Here is a 19,312-nt window from a genome sequence, read left to right as displayed (position 1 = left end):
CCGGGAGTGATACATGGAACTGCAATTCCTCGGTGCCACGGACTCCGTCACCGGTTCGAAGTACGTGGTTGATACCGGGCGCAGCCGAGTCATGGTCGACTGCGGCCTGTTTCAGGGATTCAAGTCGCTGAGGCTGCGCAACTGGGACCCATTGCCGGTCGATCCGGCCACCCTGGATGCCGTGATCCTGACCCATGCGCATATTGACCATAGCGGCTATCTGCCCCTGCTGGTGCGCAACGGCTTTCGCGGTGCCGTATTTTGCACCTTTGGCACTGCGCAGCTCTGCGGCATTCTGCTGCCGGACAGCGCAGCGCTTGCTGAAGAAGACGCTGCCTATGCCAATCGCAAGGCGTTCTCCCGGCACAGGCCGGCCCTTCCGCTCTACAGCTGCGCCGACGCGGCGCGTGCGCTTCGTCGCCTCGAACCGAAGCCGTTCGGCACACGCTTTGCACTGACCCCGGACATCGAGGCCGAGTTTCACCACGCCGGGCACATTATCGGCGCAGCGGCAGTGACGCTGCATGCTGGCGGACAGCGCATCGTGTTCTCTGGCGACCTTGGCAGGCAGAACGACATCGTCATGCGGCCGCCGGAGTTCGTGCGCGAGGCCGATTGCCTGCTCGTCGAATCGACCTATGGCAACCGCATCCATCCGGACGAAGATCCGCTGGATGCCATGGCCAACGTCGTCGGGAGCACACTCGGCCGTGGCGGCACCCTGGTCATTCCAGCATTTGCGGTGGGACGCACACAGATATTGTTGTATTGCCTGTACCGGTTGCGCGAGGAGAAGCGCATGCCGGATATTCCCATCTATCTCAATAGTCCGATGGCGATAGACGCCACCCAGATTTTTGCTTTGCATCCGGACGAGCTCCGGATCGGCCGCGCGGAGTGCGTGGCCGCATGCGGCTTGCCGATCCCCGTGCAAGGCATGGAGCAGTCGGTCTGGCTGAACCATGACCATGCACCGAAGATCATCCTGGCGGGCAGCGGCATGGCAACGGGCGGGCGCGTTGTTCACCACCTGGCCAGTTTTGGCACGGACCCGCGTTGCACGGTCTTGCTGGCCGGCTTCCAGGCCCCGGGCACGCGGGGCGCGGTCCTCGCAGCGGGCCAGCGTGAACTGCGTATCCACGGCAAGGATGTGACAATCCGTGCAGCGGTCGAGCAGATTCACGGTCTGTCAGCCCATGCTGACGCGAACGAACTGATGGCATGGCTCGGCGGCTTCCGTGCGCAACCGCGACGTGTGTTCATCGTGCATGGCGAACCAGAAGCCAGCGATGCGCTGCGCCAGCGGGTGGAGCGCGGATTGGGATGGCAGGTGACCATGCCGGAGTATCGAAAGAGCTATCGCCTGGACTAACGTGGTTGCGTCAGCCTGGTCAGCCTGTCGTCAATGCTCGGAGGTCGCCATGGTGGCGCAGACCGGCCAGATTGACGCGGGCCGGGGGCACTGGCGTCCACGCTGGTAGCCGCTGCTCTACGCGCAGCAACAACGAACGCCTGAGTTGAGAAGCTTGACATGCATCAATGGGCATTCGTGACGGCTTCCTAGCATCAACTAGATGCTTCGGCGCGACCGCTGCCGGATGAGGAGGCCCACATGTCGGAAAACCTGATCGTCTATTACTCCCGGACCGGCACGGCCAGGCAAGTCGCCGAGACCGTAGCCGCGCACACTGGCTGGACACTGGCCGAGGTTCGCGACAAGACACCGAGGGCCGGATTAGCCGGGGATCTGCGGTGCGTGCTGGACATACTGCTTCATCGCAAGCCGGCGTACCGGTATGAAGGGCCGTTGCTCGCGGGATGCGATCACGTAGTCGTGGTCGCCCCGGTGTGGCTCGGCCGGCTGGCGGCGCCCATGCGCGGATTCCTTCAGGGCAATACGCCGCTTCCTGGTTCCATATCCGCCATATGCGTAATGGCTTCCCGCGGGGGCTTCCGGGCCGAGGACGACATCGCTCGACTGACAGGAAAGACACCACAACCTGCGTTGGTGCTGCGGCAGCGGGACGTCCAAAGCGGTGCAGCCTCGGAACCGCTAGCTTCTTTTGCCGCCGCGCTGTGCAAACCAGCGACAACCTCTGAGGCGGTCTTGCGGCCGGTGTGGATCTCACCAAAAGAAGTCTAGAGAGCGGGCCGGCGCAGGCACGCTCGGTGCGCGGCAACTGCATCTGTGAAACCCCTGATGGAGATGCGCATGTACAAGAAGATTCTGGTGGCGGTCGATGGCAGCCACTGCAGCGACCTTGCCCTGGACCAGGCGATCGGGCTGGCTGCCACCTGCGACGCCGAGCTTCAGGTCGTTCATGTCATTGACAACGGCTACCTGAAATACGACATGGGGTACGTTGACCTGACGGAGTTGCGTACTGGCCTGATCAAAGGCGGCCAGGACCTGCTGGCAGAGGCACAGGAGAAGGCCAGTGCCAAGCACGTTCGCTGCCGCACCGTCATGGTCGACGAGATCCTGGCGCTGGGCGATATCGCCCACCAGATCCTTAAACTTGTGGAGGACTGCGGGGCGGAAGTGGTCGTGCTTGGCACGCATGGGCGCCACGGTGTTAGCCGCTGGTTGCTGGGAAGCGTGGCCGAAAATCTTGCGCGCCAGTGCCCCGTGCCAGTACTGCTTGTGAGGGCGCCCGACGAAGCATGAGGGCCGGCCATTGTCATGAAGGCCGGCATTGTACCGAGCGCCCTCCCGAACGCGGAAGCGCCCGGCACGACTGTTGTCGACGAGGAGGCCGCGAGCCGCACCAACGGCACTCCGTCATTGCTCGGGCGTGCCGCGGCGGGCAGTGTCGCAGAGGCCTTTTCCCTGCTGTCGTCGAGCATGGATGGCTTGAGTGCCGACGAGGTGCTGACGCGCAGACTTCGCCATGGCGCCAACCAGGTCGCCGCCGAGCGGCAGCACCGCTTCGTGCCGGACCTCCTTAGGCGCCTGCGCAACCCGTTGAACCTGATGCTGATCAGCCTGGCAGCACTGTCCGGTCTGATTCACGACTGGCAGGCGGCATCGGTCATCATCTGCATGGTCGCGCTAAGCGTCATGCTGGCGACGTGGCAAGAGAGCCGGTCGGGCCGTGCAGCGGCCGCATTGCGGGCGATGGTTCACACTGTCATTGGCGTCCGGCGCCGCACGGCCCCGGGGGTACCGCCGGCGACCGCGGACATCCCGATCGCCGAACTCGTGCCCGGCGATGTCATTCACCTTGCCGCCGGAGACCTCGTCCCCGCCGATGTGCGTCTTCTGACGGCCAAGGATCTGTTTGTGAACCAGGCGGCGCTGACGGGCGAATCCATGCCGGTCGAGAAGTTCGCGGTAGATGGCGCCAGCGGCGACACAGCCGGCGATATCGCTAACCTGGCACTGATGGGGACCGCCGTGGTCAGCGGGACCGCTACGGCGCTGGTCGTGCTGACGGGCCGCAACGCGATGTTCGGCCACATTGCGCATGCTGTCGCTGCGCGCGAGCCGCTGACGGTTTTTGAAGAGGGCCTGGGGCGCATCAGCCGCCTGATGCTTGGCATCATCCTCGTGATGGCGCCGCTGGTGTTCGTCATCAACGGATTGACCAAGGGCGACTGGTTTGAAGCCTTGCTTTTTGCCGTCGCCGTGGGTGTCGGCTTGACCCCCGAGATGCTTCCCATGCTTGTCACCGTTAACCTGGCCAAGGGTGCGCTGGTGATGTCAAGGCGCAAGGTCATTGTCAAACGCCTCAACGCGATCCAGAACCTTGGCGCGATGGACGTGCTCTGCACCGACAAGACCGGCACGCTGACACAGGATCGCGTCACTCTGAAGCATCACCTCGATCTCGACGGCAAGGAAAGCGAGCGGGTGCTGGAACTGGCGTACCTGAACAGCTTCTTCCAGTCCGGCTTGCGCAATTTGCTTGACGTCGCGGTGCTCCAGCACGAGGACGTGGGCAATCGCATGCAAATCCGTGAGTACTGGCGCGTGGTTGACGAAGTTCCGTTTGATTTCACCCGTCGGCGCATGTCGGTCGTGGTCGAGAGCACAGAGCAAGGGCATGAAGCGCGCGTGCTCATCTGCAAGGGTGCGGTGGAGGAAGTCTTCGACGGGTGCGCTACCGCGCGCATCGGCGAAGCCGTCGTCGAGCTCGACAATGCTCACCGGGCCGCGCTGATTCACCAGAGCGAGCAGCTGAACGAGGACGGGTATCGCGTCATAGCGATCGCAAGCAAGCCTCTGCCGCCAGCGGCGGCATCGCATGCATACGGCATTGCCGATGAAGCGGCGATGGAGTTGGTCGGCTATATCGCCTTTATCGATCCGCCCAAGGAGAGCGCCGCCGCCGCATTGGCGGCGTTGCGCGAGAGCGGGGTCGACGTAAAAATTCTTACCGGCGATAGCCCGAGAATCACCAGCAAAGTCTGCCGTATGGTCGGCCTGCCCGACGGGCGAGTGGTACTTGGCAGCGAACTGGACCGGCTCAGCCCCGCGGAACTGGCGGTGGTGGCACGCGACAATGCCTTGTTTGCCAAACTCAGTCCATCGCACAAGGAGGCTTTGGTGCAGGCGCTGCGCGAACAGGGCAGGGTGGTGGGCGTGCTCGGTGACGGCATCAATGACGGCCCGGCCCTCAAGGCCGCTGACGTTGGCATCTCGGTCGACAATGCCGTCGACATCGCCAAGGAGTCGGCTGGGGTCATCTTGCTGGAGAAGAGCCTGACGGTGCTGCACGACGGCGTCATGGAGGGCCGGCGAGTGTTCGTCAACTTGCTCAAATACCTGCGCATGGGCGCGAGCTCGAACTTTGGCAATATCTTCAGTGTGCTGGGCGCGAGCGCATGGCTTCCATTCCTGCCGATGGCACCTATTCAGTTGTTGACCAACAATCTGCTGTACGACATCTCGCAGACTGCCCTGCCCACGGACAATGTGGACAGCTCTGCACTAAGCCGCCCGCGGCGATGGGAGGTTGGCAAGGTTCGCCGCTACATCCTCTGCCTGGGCCCGGTCAGCTCGCTGTTTGATTATGTGACTTTCGCTGCTCTGTACTGGTGGATTGGCGCGAATACCCCCGCGGCTGCCCCGCTCTTCCAGACCGGATGGTTCCTCGAGTCGCTCCTCTCCCAGACTTTGGTCGTGCATATCATCCGGACAAGCCGGATTCCTTTCGTTGAAAGCCGGCCAAGCGCAGCGTTGCTTGTCGCGACCGTCGCCGTATGCCTGTTTGGTATTTGGCTTCCGTATTCGCCGTTCGCGTCCGTCCTCCACCTGCATGAACCGACGTCCTCCATGTGGCTGATGCTCGGCCCGGTACTGGCCGGGTATCTCTTGCTAAGCTTTGGCATGAGAAGGTTGCTTGCAAGATACCTGGAGCTGGACTGAGCTCCCGATTTGCCGCCCGCGCACAACTTGGCCAGTGTATCTGGCGCCTTGTTGCAGCTGGCGTGCACAGATGTATATTCTCTTGAGGACTTTTTCTGTGTGGTCAGGGCGTCATGGCCAGGAGAATGACCAACTATTCGATCCGGATGCGACACGGGCGCCGTTCCGCAAAGCGCACTTATCGCTGGCCGCAGCAAAGCCAGGCGCAACTGGCGGGAATCATTCGCTCTTCGATGGAAGCCATCATCTCAGTGGACAGCAGGCAACGCGTGGTGTTGTTCAATCCCATGGCGGAAACCCTGTTCGCATGGCCGGCCGAACAAGCGATTGGCCGGCCGCTGAGCGACTTCATTCCCGAGCGCTTCCGCGCTGCCCATGAGGAGCATGTGCGGCGGTTCGGCATCACTGGCGTATCGGATCGGCAAATGGGGCGCCAGCGCGCGCTCTATGCGCTGCGCCGCGATGGCAGCGAGTTTCCGATTGAAGCCTCGATTTCGCAGACGACACGCGGTGGCTACCGCCTGTTGACCGTGATGCTGCGCGATATCACCGAGCGCACCCGCGCCGAGGAAGCCATGCAGGCCGGCCTTCAGCGCGTCAAGGAAAGCGAGGCGCGGCTGGCGGGAATCATCCAGTCTTCCATGGAAGCCATCATCTCGGTGGACAGCAGCCAACGGGTTGTCTTGTTCAATCCCATGGCCGAGAAACTGTTTGGCTGGCCGGCGCAAGACGCGATCGGTCGGCCACTCAGCGATTTTGTCCCGGAGCGCTTCCGGGTGGCCCATGAAGAGCATGTGCGCCGGTTCGGCATCACGGGTGTATCGGACCGGCAAATGGGGCGACAGCGCGCCCTCTATGCCGTGCGCCGGGATGGCAGCGAGTTTCCGATCGAAGCATCCATCTCCCAGATCGTTGACGGTGGCACCAGGCTCTATACCGTGATGCTGCGCGATATTACCGAGCGCGTCAGCGCCGACGCAGCGCTGCGGCGGTCAAGGGAGGAGTTGCAACAGCTCTCGGACAGCATCCTGGCTACCCGTGAAGAAGAAAAGGCTCGTATCGCTCGTGAACTCCATGACGACCTCGGCCAGCGCCTGAGCGCATTGAAGATGGACATGGCCATGCTTGCCGCTGACGTCAAGGAGCGCCGGGACACCGAAGGCGTCCTGGCCGAGATCGCGTCGATGAACGACGTCATCGACGATACCGTGGCATCGGTCCGCCGCATCGCCAGCGATCTCCGGCCAGCTTTGCTGGACGAACTTGGCATGCTGACGGCCATTGAATGGCTGGCGAGTGATTTCTCCGGACGCTATGGTTTGCCAGTAACCGTCGACGGCGTCGACGCCGATGTCCCGGAGCAGACGGCCATCGCCGTGTTCCGCATCGTGCAGGAGGCGCTTAGCAATGTCGCCCGCCATGCCGATGCGAGCGCCGTCAGCATCCGCCTCGCCGAGGCAGATGGCCAGATCGAACTGCGCGTACAGGACAATGGTGTAGGCTGGGACAAGCAGCCTTCCGGAAGCGGGCCGCGCAAGTCACTGGGGCTGCTGGGCATCCGCGAGCGGGCGCGCCTGCTTGGGGGCGCCGTCTCAGTCGACAGTGCTCCTGGCAAGGGATTTGGTCTGGTTGTGCAGATTCCGTCCGCAAAGGGGGGCAGAGATGACGCGCGTATTCATTGCTGACGACCATGCGGTCGTGCGCGATGGCCTCAAGCACATCCTCGAGCGCGCCGGCAAGTTCGAAGTGGTCGGCGAGGCCGCCGACGGTACGCAGGTCCTCAGGCTGGTGCGCGACTGTGCACCGCAGGTCTTGCTGCTCGATCTGTCGATGCCCGGCCGCAGTGGCCTGGAGCTGATCCGCCTGCTGCGGGACGAACAGCCCGCGCTGCGCATCCTCGTGCTGACCATGCATGCGGAGCAGCAATACATTGTGCGCGCCTTCCAGGCCGGTGCTGCCGGCTACCTGACCAAGGAAAGCGCAGCGACCGAGCTGGTTTCTGCCATCAATCAGGTGGCCAGCGGTGGCACCTACGTCAGCCAGGCCATTGCAGGCAAGCTGGCAACCAGTCTGCAGGACAACCAGGACCAGGCGCCGCACCTGCATCTGTCGGACCGTGAACTGGAGGTCTATCGGCGCCTGGTGCTGGGCGAACCTCTCACGACCATCGCTGCCGCGCTGTGCGTGAGTGCCAAGACTGTCAGCACCTACAAGATGCGACTGATGGAGAAGATGCAGATGCCCAGCGAAGCCGCACTGCTTCGCTATGCCATGCGTCACCACCTGTTCGATGAGGAAGAGGACATCTGACGGATGCCTTGCGCCCGGGCGCCTCGCGGGGCAACCCAGGGGCGATCCGGGACACCCTTGTCAGTGCGGTGCGATGGAGACAGCCGGGTGTGCCAGGGCATAGCTGCATGAGTAGTCCAGTTCGCCTGAAGCCTGAGCATGGATGGTGAACAGCGGCTGCCCGGCGCGGATCTCGTCGTTGACCCGTACCCGCATCTCGATGCCCGCGACGTGCCGCATAGGTGCGCCGGCCAGCTTCGCGGTGCGGGCAATGTGGCGGTTATCGATGGCGGTGACCGTGCCGCTATGCGGCGCCACAATGTCCCGGCGAAAGATTGCCTCGCCAGGAATGCGCAGGCCGCCCTGCGCTTCGCAGATCGTCTCGAACTTGCGCCACGCTGCGCCACTGTCGAGCAAGCTGCCGGCCGTGCTCGTACCCTGGCCCGGCGGCACCGCGCCGCAGAATTCCAGCAGGGCACCTGCCAGCATCAGTGATCGCTCGCGCAGGTCTGGCGGCGCCGCCACCGTTCGCTGCAGGACGGCAAGAACGTCGCGTGCTTCCAGCGCGGGCCCGATGCCCTTGCCGACCGGTTGAGTGCCGTCGGTGCGCACCATCAGAATCTGAAGCCCGAACGCGTCGGCCACATGTCGCATGGCGGCGTCGAGGCGCTCGAGATCCCTGTCCTCGCGAACTTTGGCAGTGGGGCCGACCGGCACATCGATCAGGATATGAGTGGAGCCGGCTGCAATTTTCTTGGAAAGGATGGAGGCAACCAGCTGCGCGTCGCTGTCAATGTCGAGCGCCCGCTCCACGCGGATCAGGATGTCGTCCGCCGGACTCAGGTTCAGGGCGCCACCCCAGACCAGGGATGCGCCGACGCGCTCCACGACATGCCGCAATTCGGCCGCGTCTAGTGCCACGCGGGTCAGAGTCTCCATCGTGTCGGCGGTACCCGCCGGGGAGGTGATCGCCCGCGAAGAGGTCTTGGGCAGGATCAGGCCGCCTGCTGCCGCAATGGCGACCACAATGGGTGTGGTCCGGTTGCCAGGCAAGCCACCCACGCAGTGCTTGTCGGCCACCACGGGCTGGTCCCAGACCAGCCGCTCGCCAGAATTGACCATGGATCGCGTCAAGTCCACGGTCTCTCGACCGTTCATGCGGCCGTCAGCGCATGCGGCCAGGAATGCCGAAATGTGGACATCGGGATACCTGCCTGCAGAGATATCCCGGACGATGGACTCAATCTGGGCACCATCCAGCCGACGCCCATATATCTTTGCCCGCAAGGCACGTACCGATTCGAGGGCCGGGGCATGGCTGATCCTGACTACGTCGCCGGCCCGCGCCGCCAGCGCCAGCGCCGCGCTCGCGGAAAGACTGGCTTGCGCGGTTTCCAGCAGCGGCGCACCTACCAGGTTCAGGGTGGCAATGATGCGCCTGTCGCCGATTTGCACCTGGACCCGAGCCTGTGCGGTAAAGCCTTCCGAGCGGCAAACTGTGCAGTCCGGATGGAGGTAGATCACATGCTCCTGCCACGTATCGATGCCGAGCGGCTTGAAGATCAGCGGCTCGGCCGCCTGGCCGTCGTCCGTGGCAAGCGGCAGTTCATTGGCCAGCATTGGCGCACTCCCGCCAGGCGATACAGACGGCACCCATGGGGCACTCAACGCTTGTCGAGGGCGTCAAGATCGAGCAGTTCGATCTGCTTGCCCTGGACCCGGATCAGTCCGTCCTGCTGGAAGCGCGACAACGTCCGGCTAGCCGTTTCCAAGGTCATGCCGAGGAAGCTGCCGATGTCTTCGCGCGTCATCCGCAATGTAAAACAGGTCGCGGAGTAGCCCCTGCGCCGCAGACGATCCGAGATGTTGAGCAGGAAGGCGGCAACCCGCTGCTCCGCCGAGAGGTTGCCAAGCAGCATCATCTGGCCGGTTTCGCGCACGATCTCCGCGCTCAACATCCTGTGCACCTGCTGTTGCAGGGATTTGACCTCGCGACAAAGGGTTTCCAGCAAATGGAACGGGATCACGCACACGGCGCTATCTTCCAGGGCAATCGCATCGCATGTATGGAACTCTGTCGCGATGCCATCCAACCCAACGGTCTCGCCGGGAAGGAAGAAGCCGGAGACATATTCCCGTCCGCTCGCGTGGGACAGCACGGTCTTGAGCGAACCCGAGCGCAGCGCATAGATGCTCTGGAACGGGTCTCCGGCCCGGTAGAGCGCCTGTCCCTGCTTGATCGTCCTCCAGTTGCGCACCACGCTGTCCAGGCGAATGACGTCGGAGTCGTCGAGGCTGGATGCCATGCAGACATGCCTAAGTATGCAACTCGAACACTGGGCTCGCAATCTCGGCGCGCTGTTGGTGGCGCGGCTGGCATGATGGCCAACGGGAGCGTTGACCTCATCCTGCGACAGGTCGGTCGAAGGCGAATCGCTGGTTCCGAACATCGTTGTCTCCAGATCCAGATGGCGGGCGCTGCGGAGCATGTCTGCCTGCCCCGACACCCGGTACTCCTATGGTCCACTGCTCCGCTGCCCCATACTGGCGATCTCAAGCAGTGCGCTGTGCAGTTCGTCGACTTCCAGCGTCTTGTCGAAGCAGTAACTCCCGCCGGCCCGCAGGCAGGCCCTCCGCATCAACGAGGACCCGCTATTGGTGAGCACGATCACGATGCTCTCCGGCAGCTTCGCTGTCAGCAATCGGACCTGGCGCAAGGACTGTCCGGTCCGCTGCCCGACCAGCACGACATCGGGACGCAGCGCCTCAATTGCCGGCAAGTCGGAATCAGGATCCGTACCCGTCCCGACCACCTGCATACCGGCGACAGTCTTGAGCATGCGCAATTGCCGTATCCGGATCGGACTCGCATGTTCAAGAACGTAGACAGTCAGACCGTGGGGCTGGGTGCGGTTTCTCATGTACCCAGTATCGTTGCCGGCAAAGCATTCCGAAATCAGGCAGTGCTGAGACTTGTGTCAGGCTTGCGGGCCGCATTGTCAGGTTTACCTGACCGCTGCGCCGAAATCTCCCGCACGGGCAAGTCAATCCGGCGCCACATGGGCCGATGCAACGATCTTGATGCAGAACAAACGGCGGCGCCTGGCAACTGCCAATCTGAAAGCAGCCGGCATATCCGGTTGTGTTTCAGTCAAGCAAGGAGATCACTATGACCAACCTCAGGCACTTTGAGCCCTTTTCGGTCGAGCCTATCAGCGACATGCTGCAGGGTATGTTGCGCTCGTTCCGAGGTACAGCGGATACCGGCCTGGCGTTCAAGGTGGATGTGTCGGAGTCGGATAACGCCTACACATTGACTGCGGAAATGCCGGGAGTCAAGAAGGAGGACATTGATGTATCCGTTGACCGCGGGACCGTGATGATCAGCGCAAAGGTGGAAAAGTCTTCCGAGCAAAAGGAAGGCGAGCGCGTGATCCGGCGGGAGCGCTACAGCGGTTCGATGCAGCGCGCTTTCACGCTGGACGCCAGCATCGATGAGGGCAAGGTCGACGCGAGTTACGAAAACGGTGTGCTGCGGGTGGTGTTGCCCAAGAAGGAAAGTTCGCCGCAGCAGCGGATTACCGTGAAGTGAGGCAGGAATTCGAGAAGGAGTGCGGCAATGAGAATCGACGAGGTTTGTACGCGCAGCTGATGTCCCATGGTGTCCGCAGACTTGGTGTGCTGGATGGCGAGGCCATTGTTGGCGTCGTCTCGATGGACGACATCCTCGGGGCGATGGCGGCGGAGTGGGGCATGCTTTCCACGATCGTGCGTAACGAACAGGAACGCGAGCGTTCCGGCCGCACCCAGTCACCGCTTCGTGTCTGAGTCCTGGTGCAGAATCGCCGCCTCGGCGCTGCATTGGCGTGGCGGACGCCGTTCCACCACGCCGCATCATGAGATGCTATCCATGAAAACTGATCTTCAACTCAAGAAAGAGGTCGCGGAAGAGCTGGACTGGGATCCTGCTATCGATGCGGCCGCCGTCGGTGTCGAGGTCCACGAGGGCGTTGTCACGCTCAGCGGGCATCTCCCCAGCTATGCGGAGAAACTCGCGGCGGAGCGCGCTGCCGAGAAGGTGTCTGGCGTGCGCGCGGTCGTGGTGAACCTGGATGTCAGGCTTGCAAGCCTGGTCAGCGACGAAGCGATTGCTACCGCCGCAAGCGATGCCCTGCAGTGGCATGTACATGTGCCCGCGGATGCCATCAAACTGCGTGTCGAGAAGGGTTGGGTGACCCTCACCGGGGAAGTGGAGTGGGGCTACCAGCGCAAGCTTGCCGAATCTACCGTGTCGCACCTGCGCGGCGTGACGGGCGTCACGAACCAGATCAAGATGCTGGTGCGTACTGCTCCCGCCGATGTGGTGGAGCGGATCGAAGCCGCATTGCGCCGGCATGTCGAGCGTGAGGCGAAGCATATCGATGTATCGATGCGGGACGGAACGGTGACGCTCAGCGGCCACGTGGATTCGCGCGCAGAGCGCCTGGCGGCTGTCGGCGCGGCGTGGTCCGCGCCAGGCGTGGCTGCTGTGGTGGACAACCTGCAACTGTCCTGACAGGCAGCGCGAAGTCGAGGTCCCTTGGGCCTCGACTTCGTGTGAAGGTTTGATCATGCCCTGGAGTTCAGGCAGCTATCCCTCGTCGATGAAGAACCTGCAGCCGGCCGTCCGGGAGAAGGCAATCGAGATTGCCAATGCGCTATTGAATGAGGGGTACGCAGATGGCATGGCGATTCGCATCGCTATCGCCCAGGCGCATCGCTGGGCCAGGCGTCATGCGGATGAAGAGCGGACCACGCCTGGGCGAGGGCTCCCGCTGCCCTGATACAGGCACCCCGGCCCTTCCAATGGGCGACTTCGTCAATATTCCGCAGGACTGCGCACCAGCAGTACGGGTCTGCTGCTCTGGTGAACGACACCTTGAGCCACACTGCCCATGACGACGCGAAGGAATCCGCGCCGCCCGTGCGTACCCAGGACAATCAGGTCGGCATCCCACTGATCCGCCTGTGCGAGGATGGTCTCGGCAATGCGGCCCTTTGAGATGGGCTTGTCCAGTAGTGCCACGGAATGGCGCACGCCCGTAGCGCCTAGCAGTTTTGACCATCCGTCGAGGACTTCCTGTCCATAGGCCATTATGTTGCGCAGGAGGCTCTCGCGATCAATGAAGGCGACGCCGAGCAGCGCTTCGCTATCGTCGACGACGTAGATGACCTTCACTTCCGCGTCGCACGCCTTGGCCATCTCGATGGCCTGCAGGGTCGCCAGCCGCGATGCATGGCTGCCGTCCGCCGCAACGAGAATTCTCCTGTACATGGACACCTCCTGTCATCCGTAGGACGGCGCAGGAAAAGTCCTTTGCGCCTGTGGACAGAGTAGGTGGAAGGCACGCAACAGTATTGACTCACCTCAAGAATGCCGGTACCGGTGCTGCACGCCGGCGGAAGTGACATCTACGCCAACGGCATCATGGAAAGCGAACAGGACAGCGGGGCCAGCGTCAGTGTCTACCCTGAGGTGACCGGCACCGTGGCCAAGATCGCCGTCCGGGAGGGTCAGGCCCAAGCGCGGCGACGAACTGCTGACCACCAGACTCGGTCCAACGCGCGCTGGCGCAGCAGCAGTCCGCGCAGGCGGATGCCGCTGATGCCCGGCTCGCGCAATTGCTAGCACAGCCTGCGCAAGGAAACTTTGGAGGTGGCGAAGGCACAGGTCGACGCCGCAGCCGCGAGCCTAAAGACGGTGGAGGGCCAGTACGACAAACTGCACAAGTCGTGGACAGATTGATGCCAGGTCCGTCAGCCAGGACGCCATGGACAGCATCGGCCACATTCAGGCTCGCCCGCAGGGACTGCAGGACGTGGCACTGTTGCTCGCCCTTGGAGGGGCCTGGGACGGCCCAACGCCGGCTCCATGATACATATCAACCGGCGTCGGGACTCACCGCATACGCTGGATTGTGGCTGGGCGCAACACGCAGCGGCACACCTACGATATGAGGACAAACATGAAAGGCGATATCCAACTAAAGCAGGACGTGATCGAAGAGTTGACCTGGGACCCGTCGGTCAACGCGAACGAGATCGGTGTGCAGGTCGCCGACGGCGTGGTGACGCTCACTGGGCATCTGCGCAATTTCGCCGAGAAGTACGCAGCCGAAGCCGCGGTGAAGCGAATCCCCGGCGTCAAGGCACTGGCTGTTGAACTGGATGTGCGACTGCCGGACGACTGCCGGCGCACCGACAGTGACATTGCGCGGGCAGCTTCCAATGTCCTGTCCTGGCAGGCAATGGTGCCCGGCGATCGCATCAAGATCCTGGTCGAGCATGGCGTGATCACGCTGACCGGGGACGTCGACTGGAATTACCAGCGCACGGCGGCCGAGCGTGCTGTCGCGGGTCTGTTCGGCGTGACAGGTGTCACCAACGCCATCGCCGTCCGACCGATGGTGGATCAGCGTGACCTCGGCCAGCGGATCCGGGATGCGATCCAGCGTCAGGCGGTTGTGGATGCGAGCCATGTGACCGTGGCGGTTTCGGAGGGAGACGTCAAGCTGGGCGGGAGCCTGCGCACCTGGGCCGAGCGCGAGGCCGCGTACAACGCCGCGTGGTCCGCGCCCGGGGTGATTTCAGTGGACAACAATATCCGGGTCGATCTTTGAGCCGGACGCGCGATACCCGGCGACCAGGGTCTTGCCCTGGCCGCCCGCGCGGCGTGATCATATCGGCGAACTGGCCGAGGGAAGGGCTCAGTACTCCTCACCGAACATGGCGCTCCCTCGTGCGGCTCCCTCGGCCGACATGGAAGGAGCGCGCTCCAGGGCAATCATGCAGTCGGTGGTGAGCAACAAAGATGCGATGGAAATGGCATTTTGCAGCGCAGTGCGCACGACCTTGACGGGGTCGATGACCCCCAGTTCCAACATGTCGCCATAGCGCTCGCCGCCGGCATCGTAGCCAAGCGTTCCAGAGCCCTCGCATACACGGTGGACCACCGCGTCGGCGTCCGCTCCGGCATTGGCGACGATCTGCCGCATGGGCGCGGCCAGCGCAGCGTGGACAATTCGCGCACCGGCAGCCTGCTCCGGATTGGGTGCCTGCCACGCCTGCAACGCGGTACGGGCACGTATTAGCGCCACGCCTCCGCCGGCAACGATGCCTTCGTCCACGGCGGCCCGGGTCGCATGCATGGCATCCTGGAACCGGTTCTTGCGCTCGTGCAGTGCGCTCTCCGTCGCTGCGCCGACCTTGATGACCGCGACTCCGCCGGTCAGCCGCGCGATGCGTCGCAACAGTCCTTCACGCTCGTAGTCCGAACGGGCCTCGGAGAGCCGGCCGCGCAGGGCGGTGATCCGCCCTTGCACGCGGCCCGCGTCGGCACCGGAGCCAATAAGGGTGGTGGCATCCTTGCTGATCTCCACTCGCCTGGCCTCGCCCAACTGCTCGAGGCCGACATGCTCAAGGGACGTGCCGGTCTGGGGCGAGACCACAGTTGCGCCGGTGAGGGCCGCAAGATCGGCTAGCTGCTCGGTACGCGAGTCGCCGAAGCCGGGTGACTTCACCGCGCAACTCTTCAGTGCGCCCCGCAGGTTGTTGACCACCAGGGTGGCGAGCGCTTCGCCTTCTACATCGTTGGCAATGACCAGCAGTGCCCTTCCCGCCCGGGTGACGGCTTCCAGGATTGGAAGCAATTGTGCGATCGACGAGATGCTCGCGTCGCAGAGCAGCACTAGCGGTGATTCGAGGACGACGGCGCGACTCTCGGTGGTCGCGAACAGCGGCGACAGGTAGCCGCGGTCGATGAGTGCCCCTTCGGTGATGTCCAGCTCGTCGTCGAGCTTGGATCCGTCCTCGACGCTGATTGCCCCATCCTTGCCGACGTGTTCGACGGCCTGGGCGACCAGTGCTCCGACGGTGTGGTCGCCGCTGGCCGAGATGGTCGCAATCTGGCGCATTTCCTCGGTACTGCCGCACGGTTTCGCATTCGCGAGCAGGTACTCCGAAATCACCTTGCCGGCAGCTTCGATCCCCCGCTTGAGTTGCATGGGGTCGTGACCAGCCTCGACGTACTTGACACCCTCCGCCACGATCGCGTGGGCCAGCGTCGTAGCCGTGGTGGTCCCATCGCCGGCGATTTCGCTGGTGCGCACCGCCGCTTCGCAAAGCAGTCGGGCGCCCATATCGGCGAAGGGGTCCGGCAGCGATACCGACTTGGCCACGACCACGCCCGAGTTGGCCACCAGGGGCACCATGCCGTGGCGCTCCACGATGACATTGCGGCCGCCCGGTCCCAGCGTCACCTTGACGGCCCGCGCCAGCAGTTCCACACCATGAAGCATCATGCGCCTTGCGCTCTGATGGAAGATGAGAGATTTATCGGACATCGTGACTCCGCCTTAATTGCCCAGAGTTGTTGCTCATCGCTCTACCGTAGGCGCCAAGGCGGTGAGCTTCTTGATGCAACGCAAGAGATCAACGGCTCATCGATGCCAGGCGTGCCGGGGCGGTCAGCTTTGCGCCTCTGCTCGCACATGCCATTGCCACAGGAGCAGGGCGCTACCCGCCATGCCGCCAAGGTGCGCGAAGTGCGCGATACCGGTACGGGTATCGGACAGCCCGAGAAATAGTTCCAGCACGGCGTATACCGTTGCGAAAAGCCATGCCGGCATGGGAATCGGCGGGAACAGCAGGACCACGATCCGTCGCGGGAAGAGTCGCGCATAGGCGAGCAGCAAGCCGAACACGGCGCCCGATGCGCCGATTGTCGGCATGTGTGCCGGGGCGATGTAGCCCAGAACGGTCAGTTGGGTCAGCCCCGCGCTGACCAGGCTGGCCAGATAGATGGCGAGCATCCGGCCCGGACCCAGGCAGCCTTCGACGCTCCGACCGAACATCAGCACTCCGAGCATGTTGAACGCCAGATGGGCCGGATTGGCATGCAGGAAGCCATAGGTCAGCAATTGCCAGGGTGCAAAGCCAATGCCGCCGTCCGCGTCGACGTTGGCATGGGGCGGCCACAGGGCGAACTCCATGGTCAGCGCCCCGTCTGTCAGCACCTCACCAACGAATGCAACGATGTTCAGAAAGATCAACAGCGACGTCACGCCTTGTCCGACACTGGGTTGTGATCGCTTGAAACATAGGAAAGCCGTGGCGACGCTGATTGTTCCGTATCAACGGACGTGCAAATGCAAAGGTGCTGGTTTTGTGCTCCGCGAGCCCTTGGCGAGCGGCAGGGAATTGGGCGTCTGCATCTCCCTTGATCCAGCTTAAGTCTTAGTCCCGCCGCTCGCATAGCTTAGTTCTGTGTGCCCGGCGAATGTCGTCGTGGCGACTGCCAAGACGAGCGAATTCCGCTACGCATGGCGCATTCCGAGGCGGGCGCGGCCTGCCACGTAGCTGCAGATTGTCCTGATTCGAGGAGTCCCACATGAAAGTCCGAGCCCAGTCCGTCAAGGTCCGTCCCGTGCGCTGGATCCCATTTCCGGTGGAGCACATTCCGGACCGCTACAAGCAACCCTCCGCAGCGCCGAGACTTGCGACATGCCCAGTCTGCCACGCCGTCTTCATGCGGGGGCACTGGCAATGGCGTGCGGTACCGCCGGGGGCGGCGCGCCTCGTGTGCTCGGCGTGCGCGCGCATCGCGGACGGAGTACCGGCTGCGCGGGTAGTACTCGGTGGCGGCTTCGAGACCGCGCATCGCAAGGAGATCCTGGCGCTTGTCCGGCACCGTGAAGCGCAACTACGTGCGCAGCATCCTATGGAGCGTGTGATGTCCATGGACTCGGATGAGCAGGGCACGGTCATCGTCACGACGGGCGTCCATATGGCACGAGATATCGGCAATGCCGTACATCATGCATACCATGGCAAGCTTGCGATCGACTATGACAATGCGGAAACCGAATTGCGTGTGAGCTGGCACAGAGATTGACCCTGGGCACCGACAAGAAAGGGGGGCGCAAATGAAACTTATCGCGTCGGAACCGGTATTGATCCACGCAGACGACGTGGCGCTGCAGGGAGACCTGGCCATGCCCGAAGCACCAATCGGACTTGTCCTGTTCGCGCACGGGAGTGGCAGTTCCCGTCACAGCCCGCGCAATCGCCTGGTCGCTTCCATGCTGAATGACGCGGACATCGGCACGTTGCTGTTTGACCTGCTGACCCCCGATGAAGATGTTGGCCTCAGGCGCCGATTCGACATCGCATTGCTGAGCGACAGGCTGAGGGCGGCGACACAGTCCGTGAAAAGTCTGGCGCGGCAGCGCAGCCTTCGGCTGGGCTACTTTGGTGCCAGCACCGGTGCTGCCGCGGCCGTACGAGCCGCAGCCGACCCGCCGGCGCGCATGCACATTGACGCTGTGATGTCCAGGGGCGGACGTGTGGATCTGGCTGGCCATGAGGCGCTCTCCCGGTTGGCCTCCCCACTGCTCATGATCGTCGGTGAAGCCGACCCTGTCGTGGTGAACCTCAGCGCCCGTGCGGCGGCATGGATGACGTGCGAGAAGCGGCTGGAGGTGATTCCCGGTGCGACGCATCTGTTCGAAGAGCCCGGCGCGATGGAGCTGGTGGCCAGGCTTGCCAGCAACTGGTTCCGGGACCACCTTGCCGGCGGCGCCGAAGGGAAGGCAGGGTAGCGGGATCGCCGCCCGACAAGTCTTGGCTGCTGACAGGCGACATTCGCTAGCCGCGGCAGCCCGTGAGAACGGGGCAGTCGGGTTGGCCTGGTGGCGCGGTACCTGCCCTATATGCGGCAGGACAAGGTCTTTTCTCCGGGGGCGATCGTTTCCCCCCACCACTTCGCGGCATTGCTTTCTGACCAATTCGACTGGCTGGTAACCGTCGACCCGCACCTGAACCGGATCGCAAATCTGTCGGACATCTTTTCCATTCCGGCGGTTGCAGTCCATGCCCAAGGAGAACGATTCATGCAAACGCTGACAAGACGGGAACTGGCGGCACTCGTCGCGCAATTGGAAGCTGATGAGGCGCGAATTCGGGCTGCCGTCGGAGCGGCGGATACGCCGCTTGCGTCACCGAAGCAGCCTGAGGCGCAAGACCAGGTCGATCACGCTGACGACGAAGCCATGCAGCAGCAGGATGACGCGATGCTGAATCATTACCGTGCGGAACTTGCGGACATCCAGGCTGCCAGGGTTCGCATGAAAGATGGGCAATACGGCATTTGCACCGAATGCCAGCAGACAATACCGTATTCGCGCCTCCAGGCCTACCCGACCGCCAACCGCTGCATGGCCTGCCAACGCCGCCATGAGCGGCCGTTCGCACGCGTTTAGGAGGGTGTATGCGCGAGCTGTCCGGCCGGCTACGCCAAGTTCGCTGCTCTAATCGTGGCCAAGATCCATGCCAAAGCCGCCGGCCAGTTCGCAGTCGATGGCGCCGGCTGCGTAGGCAAACAGCCAGTCCTCGGCGTCCTGCGACGTCGCCGGCGAATGCAGCCAGTCTGGCGTGAAGCACACGCCGACATCCAAGCTTGCCCCGGTGATCCTGACACGGCCGTTCGACTTGCCCGGCGCATTGGTTTCGGGCACGAATAGCACAATTTGGAATCCCTTGTACGACCGCACTTTTTCTAGCATTTGATCTCCCTGGAACGATGAATGCCCGAAACGCGGCACAAGTCACGCTGAG

At 63.2% G+C, this 19,312-nt stretch carries 21 protein-coding genes; 14 read left to right on the top strand and 7 right to left on the bottom strand.

The genetic code is table 11. The annotated features are described in order from the left end of the window. Positions 1–13 precede the first annotated feature (13 nt). The 6 genes from AC3FNH_RS03765 (at position 14) to AC3FNH_RS03740 (ending at position 7,681) form a co-directional block, all read left to right on the top strand. Positions 14–1,372 (top strand): MBL fold metallo-hydrolase RNA specificity domain-containing protein, encoded by a 1,359-nt coding sequence (locus AC3FNH_RS03765; RefSeq protein WP_488719115.1) that lies wholly within the window; start codon positions 14–16, stop codon positions 1,370–1,372. A 240-nt stretch (positions 1,373–1,612) separates the two neighbouring features. Continuing rightward, positions 1,613–2,143, top strand: coding sequence for a flavodoxin family protein (locus AC3FNH_RS03760; protein ID WP_488719114.1), 531 nt, complete (start codon positions 1,613–1,615; stop codon positions 2,141–2,143). 69 nt (positions 2,144–2,212) lie between these two features. Next, positions 2,213–2,668, top strand: a complete 456-nt coding sequence (locus AC3FNH_RS03755) for a universal stress protein (RefSeq protein WP_276097779.1) — start codon at positions 2,213–2,215, stop codon at positions 2,666–2,668. Positions 2,669–2,683: 15 nt separating this feature from the next. Further along, positions 2,684–5,371, top strand: coding sequence for a magnesium-translocating P-type ATPase (gene mgtA, locus AC3FNH_RS03750; protein WP_488719113.1), 2,688 nt, complete (start codon positions 2,684–2,686; stop codon positions 5,369–5,371). A gap of 125 nt (positions 5,372–5,496) precedes the next feature. Then, a complete protein-coding gene (locus tag AC3FNH_RS03745; RefSeq protein ID WP_488719112.1) occupies positions 5,497–7,056 on the top strand; it encodes a PAS domain-containing sensor histidine kinase in 1,560 nt (519 codons plus the stop codon). Next, entirely contained in the window at positions 7,034–7,681 is a 648-nt protein-coding gene (locus AC3FNH_RS03740) for a response regulator (RefSeq protein WP_488719111.1), read from the top strand. The genes AC3FNH_RS03745 and AC3FNH_RS03740 overlap by 23 nt, the downstream gene beginning before the upstream one ends. Positions 7,682–7,741: 60 nt before the next feature. Here AC3FNH_RS03740 and AC3FNH_RS03735 read toward each other — a convergent pair whose 3' ends face one another. Genes AC3FNH_RS03735 through AC3FNH_RS03725 form a run of 3 tightly spaced genes read right to left on the bottom strand, consistent with a single transcriptional unit; the run spans position 7,742 to position 10,581 of the window. Next, the gene (locus tag AC3FNH_RS03735) at positions 7,742–9,280 is read right to left on the bottom strand and encodes a thymidine phosphorylase family protein (RefSeq protein ID WP_276097776.1); all 1,539 of its coding nucleotides are present in this window, start codon (positions 9,278–9,280) and stop codon (positions 7,742–7,744) included. 44 nt (positions 9,281–9,324) lie between these two features. Then, positions 9,325–10,149 (bottom strand): helix-turn-helix domain-containing protein, encoded by an 825-nt coding sequence (locus AC3FNH_RS03730; protein WP_488719110.1) that lies wholly within the window; start codon positions 10,147–10,149, stop codon positions 9,325–9,327. Positions 10,150–10,176: 27 nt separating this feature from the next. Continuing rightward, entirely contained in the window at positions 10,177–10,581 is a 405-nt protein-coding gene (locus AC3FNH_RS03725; RefSeq protein WP_488719109.1) for a response regulator, read from the bottom strand. A gap of 248 nt (positions 10,582–10,829) precedes the next feature. Here AC3FNH_RS03725 and AC3FNH_RS03720 point away from each other — a divergent pair, with 248 nt between their 5' ends. The 4 genes from AC3FNH_RS03720 to AC3FNH_RS03705 all read left to right on the top strand — a co-directional run bounded on the left by AC3FNH_RS03720 (position 10,830) and on the right by AC3FNH_RS03705 (position 12,483). Then, positions 10,830–11,252 (top strand): Hsp20/alpha crystallin family protein, encoded by a 423-nt coding sequence (locus AC3FNH_RS03720; protein WP_276097773.1) that lies wholly within the window; start codon positions 10,830–10,832, stop codon positions 11,250–11,252. Positions 11,253–11,311: 59 nt separating this feature from the next. Further along, positions 11,312–11,488 (top strand): hypothetical protein, encoded by a 177-nt coding sequence (locus AC3FNH_RS03715; protein ID WP_488719108.1) that lies wholly within the window; start codon positions 11,312–11,314, stop codon positions 11,486–11,488. An 82-nt stretch (positions 11,489–11,570) separates the two neighbouring features. Continuing rightward, the gene (locus tag AC3FNH_RS03710; protein ID WP_276097771.1) at positions 11,571–12,215 is read left to right on the top strand and encodes a BON domain-containing protein; all 645 of its coding nucleotides are present in this window, start codon (positions 11,571–11,573) and stop codon (positions 12,213–12,215) included. An 88-nt stretch (positions 12,216–12,303) separates the two neighbouring features. After that, the gene (locus AC3FNH_RS03705) at positions 12,304–12,483 is read left to right on the top strand and encodes a DUF2188 domain-containing protein (RefSeq protein ID WP_488719107.1); all 180 of its coding nucleotides are present in this window, start codon (positions 12,304–12,306) and stop codon (positions 12,481–12,483) included. Between the two features lie 35 nt (positions 12,484–12,518). Here AC3FNH_RS03705 and AC3FNH_RS03700 read toward each other — a convergent pair whose 3' ends face one another. Continuing rightward, a complete protein-coding gene (locus tag AC3FNH_RS03700; protein WP_276097770.1) occupies positions 12,519–12,974 on the bottom strand; it encodes a universal stress protein in 456 nt (151 codons plus the stop codon). Between the two features lie 691 nt (positions 12,975–13,665). On the opposite strand from AC3FNH_RS03700, the gene AC3FNH_RS03695 reads away from it, so the two are divergent. Continuing rightward, positions 13,666–14,319 (top strand): BON domain-containing protein, encoded by a 654-nt coding sequence (locus tag AC3FNH_RS03695; protein ID WP_276097768.1) that lies wholly within the window; start codon positions 13,666–13,668, stop codon positions 14,317–14,319. A gap of 87 nt (positions 14,320–14,406) precedes the next feature. Here AC3FNH_RS03695 and groL read toward each other — a convergent pair whose 3' ends face one another. Together groL and AC3FNH_RS03685 are read right to left on the bottom strand one after the other, a co-directional pair. Further along, on the bottom strand, positions 14,407–16,041 hold the full coding sequence (gene groL, locus AC3FNH_RS03690; protein WP_488719106.1) for a chaperonin GroEL: 1,635 nt from the start codon (positions 16,039–16,041) through the stop codon (positions 14,407–14,409). Positions 16,042–16,164: 123 nt separating this feature from the next. Continuing rightward, positions 16,165–16,761: a rhomboid family intramembrane serine protease gene (locus tag AC3FNH_RS03685; RefSeq protein ID WP_488719105.1), complete on the bottom strand. Its 597-nt coding sequence runs from the start codon at positions 16,759–16,761 to the stop codon at positions 16,165–16,167. Positions 16,762–17,087: 326 nt separating this feature from the next. Here AC3FNH_RS03685 and AC3FNH_RS03680 point away from each other — a divergent pair, with 326 nt between their 5' ends. The 3 genes from AC3FNH_RS03680 to AC3FNH_RS03670 all read left to right on the top strand — a co-directional run bounded on the left by AC3FNH_RS03680 (position 17,088) and on the right by AC3FNH_RS03670 (position 18,957). Beyond that, a complete protein-coding gene (locus AC3FNH_RS03680) occupies positions 17,088–17,591 on the top strand; it encodes a BCAM0308 family protein (protein WP_276097765.1) in 504 nt (167 codons plus the stop codon). 31 nt (positions 17,592–17,622) lie between these two features. Then, positions 17,623–18,297, top strand: coding sequence for a dienelactone hydrolase family protein (locus tag AC3FNH_RS03675; protein WP_276097764.1), 675 nt, complete (start codon positions 17,623–17,625; stop codon positions 18,295–18,297). 90 nt (positions 18,298–18,387) lie between these two features. Beyond that, complete coding sequence (locus AC3FNH_RS03670; RefSeq protein ID WP_488719104.1) at positions 18,388–18,957, top strand: TraR/DksA family transcriptional regulator; 570 nt, start codon at positions 18,388–18,390, stop codon at positions 18,955–18,957. Between the two features lie 48 nt (positions 18,958–19,005). Here the strand turns inward: AC3FNH_RS03670 and AC3FNH_RS03665 are convergent, their stop codons facing one another. Continuing rightward, positions 19,006–19,260, bottom strand: a complete 255-nt coding sequence (locus AC3FNH_RS03665; RefSeq protein ID WP_488719103.1) for a hypothetical protein — start codon at positions 19,258–19,260, stop codon at positions 19,006–19,008. Between the last annotated feature and the right edge of the window lie 52 nt (positions 19,261–19,312).

The sequence above is a fragment of the Cupriavidus sp. 22TCCZM01-5 genome (assembly GCF_057798915.1).
The sequence above is the reverse complement of the archived record's forward strand: the minus strand, read 5'-3'. Positions and strand labels throughout refer to the sequence as shown.

Bases quoted from the DNA above. Each gene is read 5' to 3' on its own strand.
- AC3FNH_RS03765 (WP_488719115.1), top strand. From the start codon at position 14: ATGGAACTGCAATTCCTCGGTGCCACGGACTCCGTCACCGGTTCGAAG.
- AC3FNH_RS03760 (WP_488719114.1), top strand. From the start codon at position 1,613: ATGTCGGAAAACCTGATCGTCTATTACTCCCGGACCGGCACGGCCAGG.
- AC3FNH_RS03755 (WP_276097779.1), top strand. From the start codon at position 2,213: ATGTACAAGAAGATTCTGGTGGCGGTCGATGGCAGCCACTGCAGCGAC.
- mgtA (WP_488719113.1), top strand. From the start codon at position 2,684: ATGAAGGCCGGCATTGTACCGAGCGCCCTCCCGAACGCGGAAGCGCCC.
- AC3FNH_RS03745 (WP_488719112.1), top strand. From the start codon at position 5,497: ATGACCAACTATTCGATCCGGATGCGACACGGGCGCCGTTCCGCAAAG.
- AC3FNH_RS03740 (WP_488719111.1), top strand. From the start codon at position 7,034: ATGACGCGCGTATTCATTGCTGACGACCATGCGGTCGTGCGCGATGGC.
- AC3FNH_RS03735 (WP_276097776.1), bottom strand. From the start codon at position 9,280: ATGCTGGCCAATGAACTGCCGCTTGCCACGGACGACGGCCAGGCGGCC.
- AC3FNH_RS03730 (WP_488719110.1), bottom strand. From the start codon at position 10,149: ATGCTCCGCAGCGCCCGCCATCTGGATCTGGAGACAACGATGTTCGGA.
- AC3FNH_RS03725 (WP_488719109.1), bottom strand. From the start codon at position 10,581: ATGAGAAACCGCACCCAGCCCCACGGTCTGACTGTCTACGTTCTTGAA.
- AC3FNH_RS03720 (WP_276097773.1), top strand. From the start codon at position 10,830: ATGACCAACCTCAGGCACTTTGAGCCCTTTTCGGTCGAGCCTATCAGC.
- AC3FNH_RS03715 (WP_488719108.1), top strand. From the start codon at position 11,312: ATGTCCCATGGTGTCCGCAGACTTGGTGTGCTGGATGGCGAGGCCATT.
- AC3FNH_RS03710 (WP_276097771.1), top strand. From the start codon at position 11,571: ATGAAAACTGATCTTCAACTCAAGAAAGAGGTCGCGGAAGAGCTGGAC.
- AC3FNH_RS03705 (WP_488719107.1), top strand. From the start codon at position 12,304: ATGAAGAACCTGCAGCCGGCCGTCCGGGAGAAGGCAATCGAGATTGCC.
- AC3FNH_RS03700 (WP_276097770.1), bottom strand. From the start codon at position 12,974: ATGTACAGGAGAATTCTCGTTGCGGCGGACGGCAGCCATGCATCGCGG.
- AC3FNH_RS03695 (WP_276097768.1), top strand. From the start codon at position 13,666: ATGAAAGGCGATATCCAACTAAAGCAGGACGTGATCGAAGAGTTGACC.
- groL (WP_488719106.1), bottom strand. From the start codon at position 16,041: ATGTCCGATAAATCTCTCATCTTCCATCAGAGCGCAAGGCGCATGATG.
- AC3FNH_RS03680 (WP_276097765.1), top strand. From the start codon at position 17,088: ATGAAAGTCCGAGCCCAGTCCGTCAAGGTCCGTCCCGTGCGCTGGATC.
- AC3FNH_RS03675 (WP_276097764.1), top strand. From the start codon at position 17,623: ATGAAACTTATCGCGTCGGAACCGGTATTGATCCACGCAGACGACGTG.
- AC3FNH_RS03665 (WP_488719103.1), bottom strand. From the start codon at position 19,260: ATGCTAGAAAAAGTGCGGTCGTACAAGGGATTCCAAATTGTGCTATTC.